The following is a 21,061-nucleotide window of genomic DNA, read 5'->3' as shown; positions in this document are numbered from 1 at the left end:
GCAAAATCTATTGTGCAACTTTTCCTTCGTATCTACAGTCGTGCCCATGGCAAGCAAGGAGAACCGGCGGATCACCGATGTCGGCACGCTCAAGGCACTCGCGCATCCGCTGCGTATGAAGCTCTACCGGCTGCTGTTCGTCGCCGAGGCGGCCACCGCCTCACAGCTCGCCGAGCAGGTCGACGAGGCCGTCTCACTGGTCAGTTACCACCTGCGCAAGCTCGCCGAGCACGGTCTTGTCGAGGAGGCCGAGCCGCGCAGCGCGGACGGTCGAGAGCGCTGGTGGCGACCGGCCTCCGACGGCGTCTCCGTCCGCGACGAGGACTTTCAGGACGCGCCCGAGAAAGTGGCGGCGCATCTCGCGGCCTCCCGGCTGTTCCTGGACCAGCGCGCCGAGATGTACCGGACGTATCTGGACGAGCGCGCCCACTGGGGCCCGGAGTGGAACGGTGCCGCCCACGACTCCGAGTCGCTGCTGAGGCTGACCGCCGGGGAGCTCGCGGAGCTGAAGAAGGACCTGCACGATCTGGTCAAGCGCTACGACGAGCAGGGGTGTGCCCACGAGGCCGCCGGCGACACCGAAGGGCGCGAGCACGTCGCGCTGCACATGTACGGCTTCCCGTTCCGCGTCTGAGAGGATCCTCCCGCCGTGACCGCCACGCTCATACCGTCGCCGACCGCGCGGGCCGCCCACCGTGACCCCAACGTCCTGCGCTGGCTCACCGCCTACACCTCCTCGATGCTCGGCGACAACGTCTACTACCTCGCCCTGTCCTGGGCCGCCGTCCAGGCCGGAACGCCCGCACAGGCCGGACTCGTGATGTCGGCCAGTGCGTTACCGAGGGCCGTGCTGATGCTGGGCGGCGGCGTGATCGCCGACCGGTTCGGGCCGCACAGGGTCGTCATCGCTAGCGACGCCCTGCGCTGCGCGGCCGTCCTCGCCGTGGCCGCCCTGCTCTTCCTCGCCCGCACCGGACTGTGGCCGCTCGCCCTGCTGGCGCTGGTCTTCGGTGCCGTGGACGCCGTCTTCGTGCCCGCCGTGGGGGCCCTGCCGGCCCGGCTCACCGCCAATGACCAGCTCGGCCGGGTCCAGGGCATGCGCAGCCTCGCCATCCGCTTCGCCGCCGTCGTCGGCGCCCCGCTCGGCGGACTGGGGGTGGCCCTGGGCGGAGCCCCGGCCGCGTTCGCCCTCGCCGGGCTGCTCATTGCCGTATCCGTGCCGCTGCTGGTCTCCGTACGGGTACGGGATCTGCCGACCGAGGACGACGCGGCGAAGGGCACCGCCTGGGCGGACCTCAAGGCCGGGCTGCGCCACATCCGCGGCCACCGTGTCCTCGCCCCGCTGATGCTCGCCATCGCCCTCGGCGACCTCGGATTCGTCGGACCGCTGAACGTCGGGCTGACGCTCCTCGCCGACCAGCGCGGCTGGGGCGCCTCCGGGATGGGCTGGACACTCGCCGGGTTCGGCACCGGCGCGGGCGCCGCCTCGCTGCTGCTGGCCGTCCGCGGACGACTGCCCCGCGCCGGGCTGGTCGCCGGATGCACGGTCGTCGTCGGCTCGGTGGCCATCGGCGCCCTCGCCTACGCGCCCACTCTCGCGACGGCCGTCGGCACGGCACTGCTCGTCGGTCTGCTCACCGGGCTGAGCGGGGTGCTGTGCGGCGCGCTGCTCCAGACCCTGACCGACCCCGCCTACCTGGGCCGGGTCACCGCCCTCTCCAGCCTGGTCAGCCTCGGCCTCACCCCGCTCAGCATGCCGTTCGCCGCCGCCGCGATCGGGGCGTGGGGACTGCGCCCGGTCTACGTCGTCAGCGCCGCCGTCTGCGGACTCGGCGGCGTGGCCGCCCTCGTCGTACCGGCCCTGCGCCGCGCCGAACTGCCCCGCTGACGCTCAGCCGGCCGGTCGCTCCAGGGGCTGTGCCAGTTGGACATAGTTGCCGACCGTGTCGTCGAGTACGGCTGCGAGTACCGGGCCCTGTTGCTGGGGTTCGTGTGTGAAGCGCACGCCTAGGGCGCGCAGCCGGTCGTACTGGGCGCGGATGTCGTCCACGGAGAAGACGATGGCGGGGATCCCGGCCTCGTACAGGGCCCGGCGGTACGGCTCCGCGATGGGGCTGTCGCCGGGCTCCAGCAGCAGCTGGAGGTCCGGCTGGGCCCCGTCCGGCGCGCCGACCGTGATGAACAGCGTGCCGCCGCCCAGGTCCAGGTTGGTGCGGGTCTCGAAGCCGAGGACGTCCGTGTAGAAGGCGTGGGCCTTGGCCACGTCGTCGACGAACACGTTGGTCATCGCGACCTTGATCATGAGGCGTCCTCTCAGATGCCGAGCTGCTTCGACTCGTGCAGCTTGGCGATCGCGTTCTCGTCGCCGTCCAGCTCGACCTTCGCGGCGCTCTGCCGGCCGAACGCGAACAGCAGCAGTTCCGAAGGCTCGCCCGTCACCGTCACCACCGGCGAGCCCCGGTGCGCGACCGCCGTCTGGCCGTCCGGGCGGCGCAGCACCAGGCCGGTCGGCGCACCCCGGCCCAGCAGCCGGGCCGTGCGCTCCAGCCGGGACCACAGGGCGTCCTGGAAGACCGGGTCGAGCTCGCGCGGCGTCCAGTCGGGGTGGGCGCGGCGGACGTCCTCCGTGTGGACGTAGAACTCCACCGTGTTCGCCGCCTCGTCGATCTGCTTGAGCTGGAACGGCGAGAACCGCGGCGGGCCGGTGCGGATCAGCTGGATGAGCTCCTCGTACGGCTTCGCCGCGTACTCCTGCGTCACCTTTTCGAGACGCGGCGCGAGCGGCTTGATCAGCGTGCCCCCGGCGGCGTCCGGCCGGCGCTCGCGCACCACCACGTGCGCGGCGAGGTCACGGGTCTGCCAGCCCTCGCAGAGGGTCGGTGCCTCCGGACCGGCGGTTTCCAAGAGGTCGGCGAGCAGGAGCCGTTCACGCTTGGCGAAGGTCGACATACAGTCAGCCTACGACCAGCCACAGGGTCGGCCCAGTGGACATCCGCCGCACGCGCGCGTGCGGGTCCGTCCAGTGGACACGGACCGTCACTGTCCGTGCGGCGCGGCACAATGGCCGCATGACCAGTACGACCGGTACGCCCGGGCCCAGCAGCCTCGACCCCGAGATCGCCGCGCGCCTCAAGCGCAGCGCCGACGGTCTCGTCCCCGCCATCGCCCAGCAGTACGACACCGGAGAGGTGCTGATGCTCGGCTGGATGGACGACGAGGCGCTGCACCGCACGCTGACCACCGGCCGCTGCACCTACTGGTCGCGCAGCCGCCAGGAGTACTGGGTCAAGGGCGACACCTCCGGCCACTACCAGTGGGTCAGGTCCGTCGCCCTCGACTGCGACGCCGACACCGTGCTGGTCCAGGTGGACCAGGTCGGCGCCGCCTGCCACACCGGCGCCCGCACCTGCTTCGACGCCGACGTACTGCTCAAGGACGCCGATTCCGGCGTACCCGGCTCGGATCAGTAAGGTCAGCCGCCATGGACCTAGAGACGTTCCGCAAGCTGGCCACCGACCGCCGCGTCATCCCGGTCACCCGCAAGCTCCTCGCCGACGGCGACACCCCGGTCGGGCTCTACCGCAAGCTCGCCGCCGAGCGCCCCGGCACGTTCCTGCTGGAGTCCGCGGAGAACGGCCGCTCCTGGTCCCGCTACTCCTTCGTGGGCGTGCGCTCCGCCGCGACCCTCACCGAGCGCGACGGCCAGGCCCACTGGCTGGGAATCGCGCCCGTCGGCGTCCCCGTCGAGGGCGACCCGCTGGCCGCCCTGCGCGCCACCATCGAGGCTCTCCACACCCCCCACCAGGAGGGCATGCCGCCCTTCACCGGCGGCATGGTCGGCTACCTCGGCTACGACATCGTCCGCCGCCTGGAGAAGATCGGCCCCGGCGAGCGGGACGACCTGCGGCTCCCCGAGCTCACCATGCTCCTCACCAGCGACCTCGCGGTCATGGACCACTGGGAGGGCTCCGTCCTGCTGATCGCCAACGCGATCAACCACAACGACCTCGACACCGGCGTCGACGAGGCATACGCGGACGCCGTGGCCCGCCTCGACGCCATGGAGGCCGACCTCTCGCGCCCGGTCGCCCAGCCCCCGGCCGTCCTGCCGCCCTCCGAGCTGCCCGAGTACACCGCGCTGTGGGGCGGCCCGGACTTCCAGGAGGCCGTCGAGGACATCAAGGAGCGCATCCGGGCGGGCGAGGCCTTCCAGGTCGTCCCCTCGCAGCGCTTCGAAACGCCGTGCACGGCGAGCGCGTTGGACGTGTACCGGGTCCTCAGGGCGACCAACCCCTCGCCGTACATGTACCTGTTCCGGTTCCCCCACGAGGACGGAGGCGCCTTCGACGTCGTCGGCTCCAGCCCCGAGGCCCTGGTGAAGGTCGAGGACGGACAGGCCATGGTCCACCCCATCGCCGGCACCCGGCACCGCGGCGCCACCCCGCAGGAGGACCAGGCCCTCGCCGACGAACTGCTCGCCGACCCCAAGGAGCGCGCCGAGCACCTGATGCTCGTCGACCTCGGCCGCAACGACCTGGGGCGGGTCTGCGCACCCGGCTCGGTCGAGGTGGTCGACTTCATGTCCGTCGAGCGGTACTCCCACGTGATGCACATCGTCTCGACGGTGACCGGACGGATGGCCGACGGCCGTACCGCCTTCGACGTCCTGACCGCCTGCTTCCCGGCCGGCACCCTGTCGGGAGCCCCCAAGCCGCGCGCGATGCAGATCATCGACGAGCTGGAGCCGTCCCGCCGCGGGCTGTACGGCGGCTGTGTCGGCTACCTCGACTTCGCGGGCGACTCCGACACGGCAATTGCCATCCGTACGGCCCTGCTGCGCGACGGCACCGCGTACGTCCAGGCGGGCGCGGGCATCGTCGCCGACTCCGACCCCGTCGCCGAGGACCAGGAGTGCCGCAACAAGGCCGCGGCGGTCCTGCGCGCCGTGCACACGGCCAACCGGCTGGGCAAGCAGGGCGCTTAGCGGACAGTGGGGCGCGCATCACGTGAACCCCGGGTGACGGTTCGCCCGGGGTTCAGGCGATAGTGGACTACGTGACTGCCGTACCTCACCCCCGCCCCGAAGCCGCCGGACCCGCCGGACCAGAGCGCTCCGGCCGCCGGAGCCTAGCCCTCGCCTTGCTGTGCGGTGCGCTCGGCGCCGCCGTGGCGCTGCTGGCCACCCGGCAGCGCTGGGCGGAGGGCACCGCGACCGTGGCCGGTGGTGCCTTCCCGCTGACCGCCAAGGGCAGTGACGTCACGGGCGTCCCCGCGGCCCTCGCCATAGTGGGCCTCGCCGCGCTCGTCGCCGTCTTCGCCGTCCGCCGGGCGGGCCGCCTGCTGGTCGCCGGGCTCCTCGCGCTCTCCGGCGCCGGCACGATCGCCGCGGCCCTGGTCGGCGCGTCGGACAGCTCGGCGCTCGACGAGAAGGCAGCCCAGGCCACCGGAGACACCTCCGCGAGCGTGGCAGCGCTCAGCCACACCGGCTGGCCCTATGTCGCGGCCGCAGGCGGTCTCCTGCTGCTGCTCGCCGGGCTCCTCGCCCTGCGCTACGGACGCCTGTGGCCCGCCATGTCCGGCCGCTACGAGCGCGGCACCGACCGCCCCCGCCGCACGGCCCCGGCCGCGGACCCCGACCGCCCCGAGGACCTCTGGAAGGCCCTGGACCGCGGCGAGGACCCGACGGGGGCGTAGCCGCCGGCCGCCGGTCGCGGGACCCCCGCCCGGATGTGGCGAAACAGACGCCACCCGACCTCACGGCGGCCACCCGCGTACGGGACAATGGACCGTGAGCGTCCGGCTCACACGCACCAAGTAAACGAGCACGCAACCAGCAACGAGGAGCAAGCAATGGCGGGCAGCAGCCACGGACACACCCCGGCCGCCTGGACCGGTGTCACGATCGCCTTCTTCGGGTTCTGCGTCGCGGGCGCGTTCATGGTGATGGCCCAGCCGCTGGGCTTCTGGGCCGGTATGGCGATGGTGGCGCTCAGCCCTGTCGTCGGCGGCGTCATGCGCTCCATGGGCCTCGGCCAGCCGAAGAATGTCCACGCGGTGCCCCAGCCGCAGCCCCGGGCCGCGGTGACGCCCGAGCCGGCCGGCGTCGAGGGCTGACCGACAGTTCCTGGCCGAGGGGCGGTCCGCACCGACGAGGTGCGGACCGCCCCTCGCGCGCGTGCGGCCCCGTGCGCGGCACAATGCAAGGCGTGAACGCCGACAGCCACAGCGCCCCGGGGACCGACCGGCGGACCGGGCCGCCCGCCGCCCTGCCGGGACGGCTGGCCGTCCCCGCCGGGATCCTCGCGGCCGTCGTCGGGGCCTTCGCCTACGTCGGCACCGTCGACCCCAACGAACCAGGCCACTACCCGGTGTGCCCGCTGCTGCGCTACACGGGTGTCTACTGCCCCGGCTGCGGCGGTCTGCGCAGCGCCCACGCCTTTGTGCACGGGGACTTCCTCACCGCGCTCCAGGACAACGCGATGGCCGTGGCCGCCTATGCGGGCTTCGCGGTTCTGTGGACCGCCTGGGTCGTCCACGCGGTACGCGGACGGCCGCTGCGGTTCGATCCCGGGCCGGTACAGCTGTGGGGCCTGGGGGCGCTGATCCTGGTGTTCACCATTGTCCGGAACCTGCCCTTCGGTGGCTGGCTCCATCCTTGATCGACCGGCGAATGTCCAGGTAGTGGGACCGCACCTCCTCCGGATGCGAGGCCTGCGCCGTCCTCCGGATACCATCGCAGTGACCATGGGTTTTTCGATCGTTCGGAAGGGGGCCGCTCGCGTGAGTGTGCTCGACGAGATCATCGACGGAGTCCGTGCCGACCTCGCGGAGCGGCAGGCGCGCGTCAGCCTCGACGAGCTCAAGGAGCGCGCGGCGAAGGCGCCCGCGGCCAAGGACGGCGTCGCCGCGCTGCGCGGCGAAGGCGTCAAGGTGATCTGCGAGGTCAAGCGCTCCAGCCCGTCCAAGGGCGCGCTGGCCGCGATCGCCGATCCGGCCGGGCTCGCCGCGGACTACGAGGCAGGCGGTGCGGCCGTCATCTCGGTCCTGACCGAGCAGCGCCGCTTCGGCGGCTCGCTGGCAGACCTGGAGGCCGTCCGCGCCCGCGTGGACATCCCGGTCCTGCGCAAGGACTTCATCGTCACGTCGTACCAGCTGTGGGAGGCCCGCGCGTACGGTGCCGACCTCGCGCTGCTGATCGTCGCGGCCCTCGACCAGCCGGCCCTCGAGTCGCTGATCGAGCGTGCCGTCTCCATCGGCCTCACCCCCCTCGTCGAGGTGCACGACGAGGACGAGGTCGAACGCGCGGTGGACGCGGGCGCCAAGGTGATCGGCGTCAACGCCCGCAACCTGAAGACGCTGGAGGTCGACCGCGGCACCTTCGAGCGGGTCGCGCCGGAGATCCCGGACGGCATCGTCAAGGTCGCCGAGTCCGGTGTCCGCGGCCCGCACGACCTGATCGCCTACGCCAACGCGGGCGCCGACGCGGTGCTGGTCGGCGAGTCCCTCGTCACCGGGCGCGACCCGAAGGCGGCGGTGGCCGACCTGGTCGCCGCGGGCGAACACCCCGCACTGCGGCACGGCCGGGGCTGACACCGGTAGGGTTGCTCCCGATGACACCTCCGACTCCCGCGACCGCCACGGATCGGTACGCCCGCCTGGCGCGCGGCTGCCGTCCCCGAGGCTGCCGCGCGCCCGCGAGAAGGGTGCACGGCCGCAGGGTGCGGTACGTGATCGGAGATGAACCCGGGCAGGTCAACGGCATGCGATGGCAGCGGCCGACCTGAGGGGCGCGGGGCAGTGCCCGATATGCGGCTCCGCCGCGTGAGCGCGACCGGCCACACACGGCTCGCGGCCGACTGATCATCCCCGCCCCCACGGCGATTGGTTCACGTACCCAGACTCACCGTGAGGTTTCCGCATGCCCAGCGAGTTCTTCATCCCCGACCCCGAGGGTCAAGTCCCCAGCGCCGAAGGCTACTTCGGCGCATACGGTGGCAAGTTCATCCCGGAGGCGCTCGTCGCCGCCGTAGACGAGGTCGCCGTCGAGTACGACAAGGCGAAGGCCGACCCCGAGTTCGCCCGCGAGCTCGACGACCTGCTCGTCAACTACACCGGCCGGCCCAGCGCCCTCACCGAGGTGCCGCGGTTCGCCGAACACGCCGGTGGCGCCCGGGTGTTCCTCAAGCGTGAGGATCTCAACCACACCGGGTCCCACAAGATCAACAACGTGCTCGGCCAGGCCCTGCTCACCAAGCGCATGGGCAAGACGCGCGTCATCGCGGAGACGGGCGCCGGCCAGCACGGCGTCGCCACCGCCACCGCCTGCGCGCTGTTCGGCCTCGAATGCACCGTCTACATGGGCGAGATCGACACCCGGCGCCAGGCACTCAACGTGGCCCGCATGCGCATGCTCGGTGCCGAGGTCGTCGCCGTGAAGTCCGGCAGCCGCACCCTGAAGGACGCCATCAACGAGGCCTTCCGGGACTGGGTCGCCAACGTCGACCACACCCACTACCTCTTCGGCACCGTCGCCGGTCCGCACCCCTTCCCGGCCATGGTCCGCGACTTCCACCGGGTGATCGGTGTGGAGGCCCGCCGTCAGCTCCTGGAGCGCGCCGGGCGCCTGCCCGACGCCGCCGTCGCCTGTGTCGGCGGCGGCTCCAACGCCATCGGCCTCTTCCACGCCTTCATCCCGGACACCTCCGTCCGCCTGATCGGCTGCGAGCCCGCCGGGCACGGCGTCGAGACCGGCGAGCACGCGGCGACCCTCACCGCGGGCGAGCCCGGCATCCTGCACGGCTCCCGGTCCTACGTCCTGCAGGACGAGGAGGGCCAGATCACCGAGCCGTACTCGATCTCGGCCGGTCTGGACTACCCGGGCATCGGGCCCGAGCACTCCTACCTCAAGGACAGCGGCCGCGGCGAGTACCGCGCGGTCACCGACGACGCGGCCATGCAGGCTCTGCGCCTGCTGTCGCGCACGGAGGGCATCATCCCGGCCATCGAGAGCGCCCACGCCCTCGCCGGTGCCCTTGAGGTCGGCAAGGAACTGGGCAAGGACGGGCTGATCGTGATCAACCTGTCCGGCCGCGGCGACAAGGACATGGACACGGCCGCCCGCTACTTCGGTCTGTACGACAGCGGCGTGGACGCCGAGGTCGCCGCCGACGCCGACAGCGACACCGCCGAGATCGAGGGGGACGCCAAGTGAGCGGGAACATCCACCTGTTGACCGACACCCTCGCGGCCGCGAAGGCCGAGGGGCGGTCCGCGCTCATCGCCTACCTCCCGGCCGGGTTCCCGTCCGTGGACGGTGGCATCGAGGCGATCAAGGCCGTCCTCGACGGGGGTGCCGACGTCGTCGAGGTCGGGCTGCCGCACAGCGACCCCGTCCTGGACGGTCCGGTCATCCAGACCGCCGACGACATCGCCCTGCGGGGCGGTGTGAAGATCGCGGACGTCATGCGCACGGTCCGCGAGGCCCACGCGGCCACCGGGAAGCCGGTGCTCGTGATGACGTACTGGAACCCCATCGACCGCTACGGCGTCGAGCGCTTCACCGCCGAGCTGGCCGAGGCGGGCGGGGCGGGCTGCATCCTGCCCGACCTGCCGGTCCAGGAGTCGGCGCTGTGGCGGGAACACGCTGAGAAGCACGGGCTCGCGACGGTCTTCGTGGTCGCCCCCAGCAGCAAGGACGAGCGGCTCGCCCAGATCACCGCGGCGGGCAGCGGCTTCGTCTACGCCGCGTCCCTGATGGGCGTCACCGGCACCCGTGAGTCGGTCGGCGCGCAGGCGCAGGACCTCGTGCAGCGCACCCGGGCCGCCGGCACCGGCCTGCCCGTCTGCGTCGGGCTCGGCGTCTCCAACCGCGCCCAGGCCGCCGAGGTGGCCGGTTTCGCCGACGGGGTGATCGTCGGCTCGGCCTTCGTGAAGCGGATGCTGGACGCGCCGGACGACGCGGCCGGTCTCGAGGCGGTCCGTGAGCTCGTCGGTGAGCTGGCCAAGGGCGTGCGCGGACAGGCTTAGCGCTCAGGCCTGACCGTCAGGCATAACGGAATATTCGGTCACTCGAACGGGTGGACCTGGGACCGGGGAGGCGCGCTGCGCCTCCCCGGTTCGTTCTGGGGGTGTGAGCGAGAAGAACCGTGACGGAAAGCGCACCGCCCGGGAGCGGATTGCGGTCGAGCGCGAGAAGCAGAAGGCCGCGGAGAAGCGCCGCCGTGCGCTGATCGTGGGCGCGAGCGTCGTCTGTGTCCTCGGCCTCGCGGCGGTGATCGGCGTGATCGCCGCGAACGCCGGCAAGAACAAGGGCAGCCAGAGCGCGGGCCCGGTGGTGGTGCCCTCGGGCGCGCAGGGCAAGGACAGCCTCGCGATCCCCGTCGGCAAGGACGGAGCCAAGTCGACGCTCACGGTGTGGGAGGACTTCCGCTGCCCGGCCTGCCAGTCCTTCGAGGCGGCATACCGCCCGACACTCCACGAGCTCGCCGACGCGGGCAAGCTCAGAGTCGAGTACCACCTGGTCAGACTGATCGACGGCAACCTCGGCGGCACCGGCTCGCTGCGCGCTGCCAACGCGGCGGCCTGCGCCCAGGACGCCGGCAAGTTCCGCGACTACCACGACGTCCTCTACGCGAACCAGCCCAAGGAGACGGACGACGCCTTCGCGGACAACGCCAGGCTGATCGAGCTGGCGGGCAAGGTCCAGGGCCTCGACACCCCGGCCTTCCGGGCCTGTGTCAACGACGGCAAGCACGACAGCTGGGTCGACAAGTCGCACGCGGCCTTCAAGGCGGGCAACTTCAGCGGCACGCCGACCGTCCTGCTCGACGGCAAGAACATCTACCAGGACCGGACGATGACCCCGCAGAAGCTGAAGCAGATGGTGGAGGCGGCCAACCAGGGGTAAGTGATTCTCACGCCCCCGTTATGGACCCGTAGCCGGGCTGCCCGCCGCGTGCCGGGCCCGGCACGGTAGCGTCGACCTTGCCATGGAACTTGCCTACATTCCCAGCCCGTCGCGCGGGGTCGTGTACCTCGGCCCGATTCCGCTGCGCGGCTACGCGTTCTGCATCATCATCGGCGTCTTCGTAGCCGTCTGGCTCGGCAACAAGCGCTGGATCGCCCGCGGCGGCCGGTCCGGCACGGTGGCCGACATCGCGGTCTGGGCCGTGCCCTTCGGCCTGGTCGGCGGCCGTCTCTACCACGTGATCACGGACTACGAGCTGTACTTCAGCGAGGGCCGTGACTGGGTGGACGCCTTCAAGGTGTGGGAGGGCGGCCTCGGTATCTGGGGCGCGATCGCCCTCGGCGCGGTCGGCGCGTGGATCGGCTGCCGACGCCGGGGCATCCCGCTGCCCGCCTACGCCGACGCCATCGCCCCCGGCATCGCCCTGGCGCAGGCCCTCGGCCGCTGGGGCAACTGGTTCAACCAGGAGCTGTACGGCCGCGAGACGCATGTTCCGTGGGCGCTGCACATCACCTCCTCCGAGGGCGGCCGGGTGCCGGGCTACTACCACCCGACGTTCCTGTACGAGTCCCTGTGGTGCGTCGGCGTAGCCCTGCTGGTCATCTGGGCCGACCGCCGCTTCCAGCTGGGCCACGGCCGGGCCTTCGCCCTGTACGTCGCCGCGTACTGCGTGGGCCGCGGCTGGATCGAGTACATGCGCGTCGACGACGCCCACCACATCCTGGGCCTCCGCCTCAACGACTGGACCGCGATCATCGTGTTCCTGCTCGCGGTGGTCTACATCGTGGTGTCGTCGAAGAAGCGGCCGGGACGGGAGCTCGTGGTCGAGCCCGGCGCCGCCGAGGGCGAGGCCGCGGCGGACGGTACGGCGGAGCCCGAGGACAAGTCCGCGGACAAGCCGGAGGCCGAGGCCGGGGTGGAGGCGGCGACCGAGGCGGACGCCACCGGGTCCGCCGAGGATGCGGCAACCGGGGATTCGGAAGCCGAGGCCGAGTCGGCGTCGAAGAAGAGCTGACACCTTCGGCCGTACGACGACGCACGACCAGCCGTACGACGACGCACGACGACGAGGGCGCCCGGATCGGTCCGGGCGCCCTCGTCGCGTCTGAGGCCGGGTCTGCGGTCGCGTCTCAGGTCGGGTCTCAGGGCCTGCGGACCAGCGACAGCGTGCGCTGCGCCGCGGCCACCACCGCCGCGTCGACGAATCTGCCGTCCGGCAGCGCCAGGGCCCCCTGCTCCTCCGTCGCGGCCTTGACGATCGTCTCGGCCTGTTCGATCTCCTCCTCCGTGGGCAGGTAGGCCCGCTCGATGACCGGGAGCTGACGGGGGTGGATGGCGGCCCGGCCGAGGAAGCCCAGGGAGCGGCCGTGGGCGCAGGAGGCGGCCAGTCCATCCAGATCGCGGATGTCGGGGTGCACCGACTGGGGCGGCGGGGCCAGCCCCGCCGCCCGCGCCGCGACCACGACCCGGGAACGGCACCAGTCAAGACCCGCGTCCTCGCGTACGCCCAGGTCGGCCCGCAGATCCGCCTCGCCGAGGGAGACGCCCCGCAGGGACGGGTGGGCGGAGGCGATCGCATAGGCGTGCTCGATGCCCAGGGCCGTCTCCAGGAGGGCGTAGACGGGGAGCCCGGTGCCCTCCGCGACCCGCACCACCTCCTCGGCGTACGTCACCTTCGGGAGCCGTAGCCCTGACACGCCCGGAAGCGTGGTCACCGCGCGCAGATCGGCGGCCGCCCACGGCGCCTCCAGGGCGTTGACCCGGACGTGGACCCGGACCGGCCGGGGTTCGGACAGCAGGTCGGCGGTCGCCTCGCGGGCGTAGGCCTTGCGGTCCGGGGCGACCGCGTCCTCCAGGTCGATCACCACCACGTCCGCGCCGCAGGCCAGCGCCTTGGCCACGACGTGCGGACGGTCGCCGGGGACGTACAGCCAGGTGAGCGGGAAGGGGATCACAGGGCGCCCTCCGCGCGCAGGGCACCGAGCTCCGCCGGGGTGAGGCCCAGCTCGGTCAGGACCGCCTCGGTGTCCGCGCCGTGCGGGCGGCCCGCCCAGCGGATCGCGCCGGGGGTGGCGGAGAGCCGGAAGAGGACGTTCTGCATGCGCAGGAGGCCCAGCTCCGGGTCGTCGACGGCGGTGATGGTCTCCAGGGCCTGGTACTGCGGGTCGGCCATCACGTCCCGTACGTCCTGGATCGGCGCCGCGGCGGCCTCCGCCTTCTCGAAGGCCGCCAGGACCTCGTCCCGGGTGCGGCGGGCGATCCAGGCGCCGACCGCCTGGTCGAGCACGTCTGCGTGCGCGGCCCGTTCGGCGCCCGTCGCGAACCACGGCTCGTCGATCAGCTCCGGACGGCCGACCAGGTGCATCACGCGCTCGGCGATCGACTGGGCGGACGTCGAGACCGCGACCCAGGTGCCGTCCGCCGTGCGGTAGGTGTTGCGCGGGGCGTTGTTCTGGGAGCGGTTGCCGGTGCGCGGCTGGACGTGGCCCAGCTGGTCGTACCAGACGGGCTGCGGTCCGAGCACGGTCAGGATCGGCTCGATGATCGCCATGTCGACGACCTGGCCCTCGCCGGTGCGGTCCCGGGCCGCGAGCGCGGTCATCACCGCGTACGCCGTGGCCAGGCCCGCGATGGAGTCGGCGAGGCCGAAGGGCGGGAGCGTCGGGGGTGCGTCCGGCTCGCCGGTGATCGCGGCGAAGCCGCTCATCGCCTCGGCCAGGGTCCCGAAGCCGGGGCGGTGCGCGTAGGGGCCGAACTGGCCGAAGGCGGTGACCCGGGCGAGGATCAGCCGCGGGTTGGCGGCCGACAGCTCCGCCCAGCCCAGCTCCCACTTCTCCAGGGTGCCGGGGCGGAAGTTCTCGACGATCACGTCGGCGGTGGCGGCCAGGCGCAGCAGGGTGGCGCGGCCGCCGGGCCTGGACAGGTCGAGGGTGATGGTGCGCTTGTTGCGGCCGAGCAGCTTCCACCACAGGCCGACGCCCTGCTTCGAGGGACCGTGGCCCCGGCAGGGGTCGGGCTTGGCGGGATGCTCGACCTTGATCACCTCGGCGCCGAAGTCACCGAGCAGGGTGGCGGAGAGGGGGCCGGCGAAGAGCGTGGCGAGATCGAGGACGCGCAGGCCGGTGAGGGGTTGGGTGGAGGTGTTCATGCGGTGTACTGCGCCTCGATCTCCGGGCGGTACGGCATCGACGCCGACGCCCCCTCCCGCTGGACGGAGACGGCGGCGGCCGCGGCGGCCCACGTCAGCGCCTCCCGGATCGGCCGCTCCTCGCCGAGCGCCACCGCGAGGGCGCCGACGAAGGTGTCGCCCGCGCCCGTCGAGTCCACGGCGGTCACGGCGGGGGCGGGAACCACGAGCGGTTCGGCACCCCGGGTCAGATACAGGCAGCCGGCCGCGCCCAGGGTGACGACCACCTCCGGTACCCGGTCGAGCAGGACGTCGGCCGCCTCGCGCGGGTCGGGCCGCCCGGTGAGGGCGGTCGCCTCGTGCTCGTTGGGGACCAGTAGATCGGTGGCGGCGAGGAGTCCGGGCGGCAGCGGCTGGGTGGGGGCGGGGGTGAGGATCGTACGGACTCCGTGTCTGCGGGCCGCGTCCGCGCCCGCGAGCACCGCCGCCATGGGGATCTCCAGTTGCAGGAGCAGCGCGTCGGCGGAGGCGATCACGCCCTCGTCGCCGGGGGAGAGATGGTCCACGGTGCCGTTCGCGCCCGGGACCACCACGATCGAGTTGCCGCCCTCGTCGTCCACCACGATGTGCGCGGTGCCGGACGAGCCCTCCATGGTGCGCAGGTCGTCGGTGTCCACGCCGGAGTGCTCCAGGGTGTCGCGCAGCCGGGTGCCGAAGATGTCGTTGCCGACCGCGCCGATCATCGAGACGGTGGCGCCCGCGCGGGCCGCGGCGATCGCCTGGTTGGCGCCCTTGCCGCCGGGGATCGTACGGAACTCCCGTCCCGTGACGGTCTCTCCGAGCTGTGGGGCCTTCTCGACGTACGCGACGAGATCCATGTTCAAGCTGCCGAGTACGGCGATATGGGTCATGGGCGGGTCGCCTCCAGGTGGGTGAGGTGGGCGAGGGTGTCGAAACCGGTGCCGTCGAAGTCGGCGACGGACGTGGCGAGCCGGTTCTTCAGGGGCGTCGTCCAGCGGTCGGGAAGGGCGGTGGGGCTCCCGGCGAGGAGACCGGCGATGCTCCCCGCCGTGGCGCCGTTGGAGTCGGTGTCCCAGCCGCCCGACACCGCCCGGCAGATGGAGCCGGTGAAGTCGCCGTCCGCGTGGGTGAGGGCGGCGGCGATCAGGGCGGTGTTGGGGACGGCGTGGACCCAGTGGTGAGTGGGGGAGTGGGCGCCGTGCAGTGCGTCCACGACGGCGTCGAAGTCCTCGTGGGACCAGGCCAGTTCGATGGCGTGGTCGACGGCCGCGGCCAGCCGGGAGCGGGGCGGGATCACCGTGCGGCCGGTGCGCAGGCAGGCGTGGATGTCATGGGTGCCGGTGGCCGCGGTGGCGATCACGGCCGCGATGAACATCGCCGCGTACACGCCGTTGGCGGTGTGGGTGAGGGTGGCGTCGCGGTGGGCCTGCTCGGCGGCGGCCGCCGGGTCTCCCGGGTTGGTCCAGCCGTGCACGTCGGCGCGGATCAGGGCGCCGATCCACTCGCGGAAGGGGTTGCGGTGGCGGGCGGTGTGCGGGGGTTCGACGCCGGTGAGGAGGTTGCGGTAGGCGATGCGCTCGGCGGTGAAGGTGCGGCCGGCGGGGAGTTCGTCGAGCCAGAGCCGGGCCACGTCCGTGGTGGTGAAGGTCCTGCCGTGGCGGCGGAGCAGGAGGAGGCTGAGGAGGGGGTAGTTGAGGTCGTCGTCCTCGGGCATTCCGTCGATGTTCTCGGCGAGGGAGGTGCGGGCCGAGCGGCGGTTCCAGGGGTGGGTGGCGAGGAGGTCCTCGGGGACGCCCCTTGCGGTGAACCAGGTGGTCAGGGGCCAGTTGCCGGTGGCGCGGGCGAGTTCGCGGATGGCGTGCAGCGGGAGCTTTTCGACGGGTTTGCCGAGGAGGCATCCGGCCGCTCGGCCGAGCCAGGCGGCTTCGAGGCTGAGCGGGGTGGGGGCGGGCGTGGGGGTGGGTGCGCTCGCCCGCGCCTGCGGGGTGCCGCCTGCGCCCACCCTCCCCCGAGTTCTCGGCTGCGCTCGAACAGGGGGGACCCCCATCGCCCCAGCGGCACGACTGCCCGCAGACGGGGTGGGCCAAGCCGGGCAGCTGGCCTTGATCTTTGTCAGGTCCGTTGGCTCATGCTCTGCCAACTTGCTCGGCAGGTCGGCGAGTTCGTCCAAGAGGTCTTCCGCCAGCAACCGCAGGTACCGCGACGCCCGCCACGTCGAAGCGCCCGCCCGTGCCGGAGCCTCCGGACCTCCCGCCGCCCGCCACCGTGCCGCGATCGCCCAGGGCTCGCGGCCGTCCTGGCTCGCCTGGCGGAGTTCGTGGCCGATCAGGTCCTCCGGCTGGACCCACGTCAGCCGGAGCATCGCGGGCCCCCGAGCTCGGCGATCGCCCGCTCGTGCGCCCGCCGACGCCGTACGTCCCGCTCGAAGATCTCGCGGGTCACCTCGGTGAGTGTCCGCGCGGGTTCCCACAGGTCGAGGCGGCTGGCCTCCGCGACCGTCTTCGCCCAGTCCTCCGGGACCGGTGAGCCCAGAGCCCCGGCCAGCGCCCCCGTCATCGTCGCGATCGAGTCGCAGTCACGGCCGTAGTTGACCGCGCCCAGGACCGCCCGGCGGTGGTCGCCGCCGGAGACGACCAGCATGCCCAGGGCGATGGGGAGTTCCTCGATGGAGTGGAGACGGGAGGGGCGGCGGGCGGCGAGGGAAGGGGCGCGGTAGTCGGGGCCGACCGTGTCGTACGGCGCCACCGCCTTCCGGAGCGGGGTCAGCGCCGTCTCGAAGTCCCGGTGCGCGGCCGCCACTTCGCAGACCCGCTCGATCGCCTCCCGTGTGCCGTCCTTGGCCAGGGACAGACAGGTCGCCACCACTGACTCGGGTGTGGCGCCGGGTGTGCACGCCGCTGCCACCGCCGCCGCGAAGACGCCCGCCGCCTCACGGCCGTACGACGACTGGTGCGCGCCCGCGACGTCCAGGGCCTCGGCGTACGCGGCGGCGGGATCGGCGGCGTTGACCAGCCCGACGGGGGCCATGTACATCGCCGCGCCGCAGTTGACGATGTTGCCCGTACCGGCCTCGCGGGGGTCCACATGACCGTACGCCAGCCTTGCCACCAGCCATTTTTCCGCGAGGAAGATGCGCTGGAGCGGAAGTGCCTCGGCCTCCAGCTCGGGGATCCAGCGCGGGTTCGTCATGAGGTCCGGGACCAGGTGGTCGGCGATCGCGTACGCGTCGAGATGGTCACGAACTGTGGCGTACACCCGGACCAGCGCATGCGTCATCAAGGTGTCGTCGGTGACGTGGCCGTCGCCCTTGTGGTACGGGGCGATGGGGCGGGCGGTGCGCCAGGCGTCGCCGTTCCAGGGGCCGACGACGCCGGTGACGTGGCCGCCGTGGTGCTCGAGGATCTGGTCGGGGGAGTAGCCCTCGACGGGACCGCCGAGGGCGTCGCCGACGGCGGCTCCGACGAGTGCCCCGGTGATCCGTTCGTCCAGACCCGGCCCACTGTTCTCTTCTCCTTTGGGCGTCATGCCCCGAATCATCCTCCTGGTCGGGCCGGTTGTGCCGCTTCCAGGAGTTCGGCGAGTTCCACCAGGTCGGTGCCGGTGAGACGGGGGAGTGTGCAGCCGGGGATGGTGCGGCAGGCCTCCCGCCAGGCGGGCGGGATCGACTCGCCGCCGCCCAGGGCGCCGGTCAACGCGCCGGCGAGAGCGGGCGCCGAATCGGCGACCCGGGAGAGACAGGCCGCGGCAGGGACGGCCTCGGCGATCCGGCCGTGCGCCGCCGTGGCCAGGGCGAGGGCGACCGGGACCGTCTCGGCGGCGGCGATGCCATAGCTGTACACATGGTCGACGATCTGATGTTCGAGGAGTGGGATGAGGGCGAAGGCGGTGTCCGTCTCGCGCGCGAGTGCCAGTGCCTGCCGGGCGTTGCGGCCGATCTCCGTCTCCTGGGGCAGCTCGGCGAGCGCGGCCGTCACACACGCGTCGGCGTCGGCCCCGGTGAGGGCCAGCGCGAGTGCCGCCGCCATGGCGCGGGCGCCGTGCACCCCGTCGCCGTCCTGGGTGTAGCGGGCGTCGAACTCGGCGAGGTCGGCGGCGCCGCGGGGGTCGCCCGGGTGGGCCACCGCCAGGACGCAGGCGCGTACACAGGCCGCGTCGTCGAAGTAGTGGGGGTTGTCGTGGCCGGTGGCGGGCGGGCGCAGGCCGGCGGCGAGGTTGCCGAGTCCGGCGCGCACCGAGATACGGGCGCGCAGGGGCAGTACCGCCGACTCGACCTCGGGGGCGCGGTCGGCGGCCGCCGCCACCTCGGAGGCGACGGCGCTCCAGGTGAGGTCGATGGCGGCCCGGGTCCTGCGCTCGCGGCTGAGGTCCCCGAGCACGGTGTCGTCCCCGGCCCGCAGGACCGCCTCCGCCGCGAACACCGCCCACTCGGCGTCGTCGGAGGGGCCGAGGCGGAGCGGCTCGGGGGGCTGGTTGAGCGCGATGGGGACGGGCAGGGTGGTCGTCGCGTTCTGCTCGGCGAAGGTGTCCAGCTCGCGGGTGAGACGGCGGGTCCACTCGGGCATCCGAGCGGCCCGGTGCCGGGCGGCGGGCCAGCCGGCCGCGTCGCCCGCGGCCAGCCCCAGCAGCAGACCTTCGACACGGCGGGTCATGGCAGGACCTCGTCGACGCCGACCGGTACATCGACGCCGGCCCGCACCACTCCCGGCAGATGATCCGGCACCACCCCCGGCAGGTGATCGCGCACCACCCCCGGCAGATAGTCCGGTACGACCACGTCGGCCCCCCACTTGCCGCCCTCGCCCGGTACCAGCAGTTCCGCCACGTCCAGCACGTGGTGGCCCGCCATGGAGGGCAGGCAGCTGCCGCGGGCCGGGCCGATCGCCGCGGCCCAGTCGGCCGGGACCGCGGCCACGCCCTGGGTCGCGCCGGCCAGGGCGCCCGCCACCGCGGCCGTGGTGTCGGCGTCGCGGCCCATGTTCACCGCGGTGAGGACGGCCTCCCGGAAGTCGCCGTCGGCCGCCGCATACGCCCCGAAGGCCAGGGCCACCGCCTCGGGGGCCAGGTCGGTCCAGGGGTAGCCGCCGACGACCACGGCGGAGCGGACCGCCCGTTCCCCGCGGTGGGCCACCGCCACCGCGCGGCGCAGCGAACGGGCCGTCCACGAGTCGTCCGGGACGACCGCGAGGGCGGAGGCGACGACCACGCTCGGCGGGGCTCCCGCCGTCGCGGCGGCGACCCCGGCCGCCACCGCCTGGCCGCCGTAGATGCCCTCGCCGTCGTGGCTGACCGAGCCGTCGATCGCCACCAGGCGGGCGGCCTCGGCGGGACGGCCCGCCGCGAACACCCCGAAGGGGGCCGCCCGCATCGCGAGGCCGTCGCTCCAGGCGTGGCGGTGCTGGGCCGAGATGGGCGCGGCCAGGCCCCGCCGGAGGTTCTCCAGGGTGCCGCGCTCGCTGAAGCCCGCACCGCGGAAGGGGCCCTCGTCGCGGTCGGCGATCCACTGGTGCCAGGCCGCCTCGACATGGGCCGGGGTGAGCGCGGAGCCGTGCCGGGCGAGCAGCAGCCCCGAGAAGATCGCGTACTCGGTGTCGTCCGTGCCGGACGGCTTCTCGGCGACGTATCCGGTGATGCGGCCCCAGCGGGCGCGGATCTCGGAGGGCTTCATGTTCTCCGCCGGGGCGCCGAGCGCGTCCCCGACCGCCAGGCCGAGCAGCGCGCCGCGCGCCCGTTCGCGGAGTTCTGCGGCGCCCCCCGGCGCCGGGACCGGGGGAATGCAGGCGATGGATGCCATGCGGGAATGTCTGCCACCTGAGCGGCTCATCTGAGCCTCTTGAGCCCCAGCATCACCCGGTCGACATATGTGCATGTACAAACTCGGATGAGCGTTTCGAGGTAAAGCCGCTGGTTAGCCCAGCCTTCCCTTGCTGGCGGAATAGAAATTCGAGGCGTAGGTTCCGTGTTATCGAAAAGTAGAACCAGTCTAAAAGTTAGCTTTGCCTAAGCTCATTGGGGGACCCCGTATGGCCATCATCGACACCGAGGCGTCGCTGCACGTGGCGCACCGCGACAACCACACGCACCGGGATGTGAACGGTGGCTGGCTGCGCCCCGCCGTCTTCGGTGCCATGGACGGCCTGGTCTCCAACCTCGCCCTGCTGACCGGTGTCGCGGGCGGCTCCGTGGGCCATCAGACCATTGTCATCACCGGCCTCGCCGGTCTTGCCGCCGGTGCCTTCTCGATGGCGGCCGGCGAGTACACCTCCGTGGCCTCGCAGCGTGAGCTCGTCGAGGCGGAGCTCGACGTCGAGCGGCGGGAGCTGCGCAAGCACCCGGAGGACGAGCAGGAGGAGCTGGCCGCCCTGTACGAGGCCCGTGGCGTCGAGCCGGCGCTGGCCCGTGAGGTGGCCCGGCAGCTGTCCGAGGACCCCGAGCAGGCCCTGGAGATACACGCCCGCGAGGAGCTGGGCATCGACCCCGGCGAGCTGCCGTCGCCGCTGGTCGCGGCCGTGTCGTCGTTCGCCGCCTTCGCGCTGGGCGCCCTGCTGCCCGTGCTGCCGTATCTGCTGGGCGCGACCGCCCTGTGGCCCGCCGTGCTGCTGGCGCTCGCCGGGCTGTTCGGCTGCGGTGCCGTGGTGGCCAAGGTGACGGCGCGCAGCTGGTGGTACAGCGGGCTGCGGCAGCTCGCGCTCGGCGGTACCGCGGCCGGTGTGACGTACGCCCTGGGCAGCCTGTTCGGAACGGCCGTAGGATAGGCCCACCGCTACCTATGCGTTGGGCCGCATAAGTAGCCGTTACTCGCTGGTTTCGAATGCTTAACCACTGGGCATGAGCCGTAAGCGCTGCGGGCAATGACGCCTGCCGCGCACCCGCGGGAAGGGCGACGATGCTCCCCCGCCGCCCCCTGGGCCGTACGACGCCGATCTGATCGATCTTGTCCGCTCGGCCCC

The 21,061-nt window shown here is 72.8% G+C and carries 23 protein-coding genes; 14 read left to right on the top strand and 9 right to left on the bottom strand.

The genetic code is table 11. The annotated features are described in order from the left end of the window. Window positions 1–46: 46 nt before the first annotated feature. The gene (locus N8I87_RS10620; protein WP_263207682.1) at window positions 47–634 is read left to right on the top strand and encodes an ArsR/SmtB family transcription factor; all 588 of its coding nucleotides are present in this window, start codon (window positions 47–49) and stop codon (window positions 632–634) included. A 15-nt stretch (window positions 635–649) separates the two neighbouring features. Then, on the top strand, window positions 650–1,888 hold the full coding sequence (locus tag N8I87_RS10615; protein ID WP_263207680.1) for an MFS transporter: 1,239 nt from the start codon (window positions 650–652) through the stop codon (window positions 1,886–1,888). A gap of 3 nt (window positions 1,889–1,891) precedes the next feature. Here N8I87_RS10615 and N8I87_RS10610 read toward each other — a convergent pair whose 3' ends face one another. Together N8I87_RS10610 and N8I87_RS10605 are read right to left on the bottom strand one after the other, a co-directional pair. After that, on the bottom strand, window positions 1,892–2,302 hold the full coding sequence (locus tag N8I87_RS10610) for a VOC family protein (protein WP_263207678.1): 411 nt from the start codon (window positions 2,300–2,302) through the stop codon (window positions 1,892–1,894). Between the two features lie 11 nt (window positions 2,303–2,313). Beyond that, a complete protein-coding gene (locus N8I87_RS10605) occupies window positions 2,314–2,949 on the bottom strand; it encodes a TIGR03085 family metal-binding protein (RefSeq protein ID WP_263207676.1) in 636 nt (211 codons plus the stop codon). 119 nt (window positions 2,950–3,068) lie between these two features. Between N8I87_RS10605 and hisI the strand changes: the two genes are divergently transcribed. The 11 genes from hisI to lgt all read left to right on the top strand — a co-directional run bounded on the left by hisI (window position 3,069) and on the right by lgt (window position 11,981). Then, window positions 3,069–3,470: a phosphoribosyl-AMP cyclohydrolase gene (gene hisI / locus N8I87_RS10600; RefSeq protein ID WP_263207674.1), complete on the top strand. Its 402-nt coding sequence runs from the start codon at window positions 3,069–3,071 to the stop codon at window positions 3,468–3,470. An 11-nt stretch (window positions 3,471–3,481) separates the two neighbouring features. Further along, on the top strand, window positions 3,482–4,984 hold the full coding sequence (locus tag N8I87_RS10595; protein ID WP_263207672.1) for an anthranilate synthase component I: 1,503 nt from the start codon (window positions 3,482–3,484) through the stop codon (window positions 4,982–4,984). 62 nt (window positions 4,985–5,046) lie between these two features. Continuing rightward, window positions 5,047–5,694 (top strand): TIGR02234 family membrane protein, encoded by a 648-nt coding sequence (locus N8I87_RS10590; protein ID WP_263207670.1) that lies wholly within the window; start codon window positions 5,047–5,049, stop codon window positions 5,692–5,694. Between the two features lie 156 nt (window positions 5,695–5,850). Then, a complete protein-coding gene (locus N8I87_RS10585) occupies window positions 5,851–6,114 on the top strand; it encodes an HGxxPAAW family protein (protein ID WP_263207668.1) in 264 nt (87 codons plus the stop codon). Between the two features lie 83 nt (window positions 6,115–6,197). Beyond that, on the top strand, window positions 6,198–6,659 hold the full coding sequence (locus N8I87_RS10580; protein ID WP_263216379.1) for a DUF2752 domain-containing protein: 462 nt from the start codon (window positions 6,198–6,200) through the stop codon (window positions 6,657–6,659). Between the two features lie 121 nt (window positions 6,660–6,780). Continuing rightward, on the top strand, window positions 6,781–7,590 hold the full coding sequence (gene trpC, locus N8I87_RS10575; RefSeq protein WP_263207667.1) for an indole-3-glycerol phosphate synthase TrpC: 810 nt from the start codon (window positions 6,781–6,783) through the stop codon (window positions 7,588–7,590). Window positions 7,591–7,610: 20 nt separating this feature from the next. After that, complete coding sequence (trpM, locus tag N8I87_RS44310; RefSeq protein ID WP_411577211.1) at window positions 7,611–7,784, top strand: tryptophan biosynthesis modulator TrpM; 174 nt, start codon at window positions 7,611–7,613, stop codon at window positions 7,782–7,784. 134 nt (window positions 7,785–7,918) lie between these two features. Next, window positions 7,919–9,211, top strand: coding sequence for a tryptophan synthase subunit beta (trpB, locus tag N8I87_RS10570; RefSeq protein WP_263207665.1), 1,293 nt, complete (start codon window positions 7,919–7,921; stop codon window positions 9,209–9,211). Continuing rightward, window positions 9,208–10,026 (top strand): tryptophan synthase subunit alpha, encoded by an 819-nt coding sequence (gene trpA / locus N8I87_RS10565; RefSeq protein WP_263207664.1) that lies wholly within the window; start codon window positions 9,208–9,210, stop codon window positions 10,024–10,026. The genes trpB and trpA overlap by 4 nt, the downstream gene beginning before the upstream one ends. Window positions 10,027–10,129: 103 nt before the next feature. Then, a complete protein-coding gene (locus N8I87_RS10560) occupies window positions 10,130–10,906 on the top strand; it encodes a DsbA family protein (RefSeq protein ID WP_263207662.1) in 777 nt (258 codons plus the stop codon). Between the two features lie 82 nt (window positions 10,907–10,988). Further along, complete coding sequence (gene lgt, locus N8I87_RS10555) at window positions 10,989–11,981, top strand: prolipoprotein diacylglyceryl transferase (protein WP_263207660.1); 993 nt, start codon at window positions 10,989–10,991, stop codon at window positions 11,979–11,981. 127 nt (window positions 11,982–12,108) lie between these two features. Here lgt and N8I87_RS10550 read toward each other — a convergent pair whose 3' ends face one another. The 7 genes from N8I87_RS10550 to N8I87_RS10520 are packed head-to-tail and all read right to left on the bottom strand — an operon-like array spanning window position 12,109 to window position 19,905. Continuing rightward, complete coding sequence (locus N8I87_RS10550) at window positions 12,109–12,921, bottom strand: HpcH/HpaI aldolase/citrate lyase family protein (RefSeq protein ID WP_263207658.1); 813 nt, start codon at window positions 12,919–12,921, stop codon at window positions 12,109–12,111. Next, window positions 12,918–14,114, bottom strand: a complete 1,197-nt coding sequence (locus N8I87_RS10545) for a CaiB/BaiF CoA transferase family protein (RefSeq protein ID WP_263207656.1) — start codon at window positions 14,112–14,114, stop codon at window positions 12,918–12,920. The genes N8I87_RS10550 and N8I87_RS10545 overlap by 4 nt, the downstream gene beginning before the upstream one ends. Then, complete coding sequence (gene rbsK / locus N8I87_RS10540; protein ID WP_263207654.1) at window positions 14,111–15,004, bottom strand: ribokinase; 894 nt, start codon at window positions 15,002–15,004, stop codon at window positions 14,111–14,113. Before rbsK ends, N8I87_RS10545 begins: the two co-directional genes overlap by 4 nt. Next, window positions 15,001–16,476: an ADP-ribosylglycohydrolase family protein gene (locus N8I87_RS10535; RefSeq protein WP_263207652.1), complete on the bottom strand. Its 1,476-nt coding sequence runs from the start codon at window positions 16,474–16,476 to the stop codon at window positions 15,001–15,003. The genes rbsK and N8I87_RS10535 overlap by 4 nt, the downstream gene beginning before the upstream one ends. Next, on the bottom strand, window positions 16,464–17,639 hold the full coding sequence (locus N8I87_RS10530; protein ID WP_263207651.1) for an ADP-ribosylglycohydrolase family protein: 1,176 nt from the start codon (window positions 17,637–17,639) through the stop codon (window positions 16,464–16,466). The genes N8I87_RS10535 and N8I87_RS10530 overlap by 13 nt, the downstream gene beginning before the upstream one ends. Before the next feature lie 8 nt (window positions 17,640–17,647). Continuing rightward, window positions 17,648–18,763 carry an ADP-ribosylglycohydrolase family protein gene (locus N8I87_RS10525; protein WP_263207649.1) on the bottom strand — a complete coding sequence of 372 codons (1,116 nt, stop codon included), beginning with the start codon at window positions 18,761–18,763 and terminating at the stop codon, window positions 17,648–17,650. Then, window positions 18,760–19,905 (bottom strand): ADP-ribosylglycohydrolase family protein, encoded by a 1,146-nt coding sequence (locus N8I87_RS10520; RefSeq protein WP_263207647.1) that lies wholly within the window; start codon window positions 19,903–19,905, stop codon window positions 18,760–18,762. The genes N8I87_RS10525 and N8I87_RS10520 overlap by 4 nt, the downstream gene beginning before the upstream one ends. Before the next feature lie 229 nt (window positions 19,906–20,134). On the opposite strand from N8I87_RS10520, the gene N8I87_RS10515 reads away from it, so the two are divergent. Beyond that, window positions 20,135–20,866, top strand: coding sequence for a VIT1/CCC1 transporter family protein (locus N8I87_RS10515; protein WP_263207646.1), 732 nt, complete (start codon window positions 20,135–20,137; stop codon window positions 20,864–20,866). Window positions 20,867–21,061 lie beyond the last annotated feature (195 nt).

The organism is Streptomyces sp. HUAS 15-9 (assembly GCF_025642155.1).
GTDB lineage: Bacteria > Actinomycetota > Actinomycetes > Streptomycetales > Streptomycetaceae > Streptomyces.
The sequence above is the reverse complement of the archived record's forward strand: the minus strand, read 5'-3'. Positions and strand labels throughout refer to the sequence as shown.

Bases quoted from the DNA above. Each gene is read 5' to 3' on its own strand.
- N8I87_RS10620 (WP_263207682.1), top strand. From the start codon at position 47: ATGGCAAGCAAGGAGAACCGGCGGATCACCGATGTCGGCACGCTCAAG.
- N8I87_RS10610 (WP_263207678.1), bottom strand. From the start codon at position 2,302: ATGATCAAGGTCGCGATGACCAACGTGTTCGTCGACGACGTGGCCAAG.
- N8I87_RS10605 (WP_263207676.1), bottom strand. From the start codon at position 2,949: ATGTCGACCTTCGCCAAGCGTGAACGGCTCCTGCTCGCCGACCTCTTG.
- hisI (WP_263207674.1), top strand. From the start codon at position 3,069: ATGACCAGTACGACCGGTACGCCCGGGCCCAGCAGCCTCGACCCCGAG.
- N8I87_RS10595 (WP_263207672.1), top strand. From the start codon at position 3,482: ATGGACCTAGAGACGTTCCGCAAGCTGGCCACCGACCGCCGCGTCATC.
- N8I87_RS10585 (WP_263207668.1), top strand. From the start codon at position 5,851: ATGGCGGGCAGCAGCCACGGACACACCCCGGCCGCCTGGACCGGTGTC.
- N8I87_RS10580 (WP_263216379.1), top strand. From the start codon at position 6,198: ATGCAAGGCGTGAACGCCGACAGCCACAGCGCCCCGGGGACCGACCGG.
- trpM (WP_411577211.1), top strand. From the start codon at position 7,611: ATGACACCTCCGACTCCCGCGACCGCCACGGATCGGTACGCCCGCCTG.
- trpB (WP_263207665.1), top strand. From the start codon at position 7,919: ATGCCCAGCGAGTTCTTCATCCCCGACCCCGAGGGTCAAGTCCCCAGC.
- lgt (WP_263207660.1), top strand. From the start codon at position 10,989: ATGGAACTTGCCTACATTCCCAGCCCGTCGCGCGGGGTCGTGTACCTC.
- N8I87_RS10545 (WP_263207656.1), bottom strand. From the start codon at position 14,114: ATGAACACCTCCACCCAACCCCTCACCGGCCTGCGCGTCCTCGATCTC.
- rbsK (WP_263207654.1), bottom strand. From the start codon at position 15,004: ATGACCCATATCGCCGTACTCGGCAGCTTGAACATGGATCTCGTCGCG.
- N8I87_RS10535 (WP_263207652.1), bottom strand. From the start codon at position 16,476: ATGCTCCGGCTGACGTGGGTCCAGCCGGAGGACCTGATCGGCCACGAA.
- N8I87_RS10530 (WP_263207651.1), bottom strand. From the start codon at position 17,639: ATGACGCCCAAAGGAGAAGAGAACAGTGGGCCGGGTCTGGACGAACGG.
- N8I87_RS10525 (WP_263207649.1), bottom strand. From the start codon at position 18,763: ATGACCCGCCGTGTCGAAGGTCTGCTGCTGGGGCTGGCCGCGGGCGAC.
- N8I87_RS10520 (WP_263207647.1), bottom strand. From the start codon at position 19,905: ATGGCATCCATCGCCTGCATTCCCCCGGTCCCGGCGCCGGGGGGCGCC.
- N8I87_RS10515 (WP_263207646.1), top strand. From the start codon at position 20,135: ATGGCCATCATCGACACCGAGGCGTCGCTGCACGTGGCGCACCGCGAC.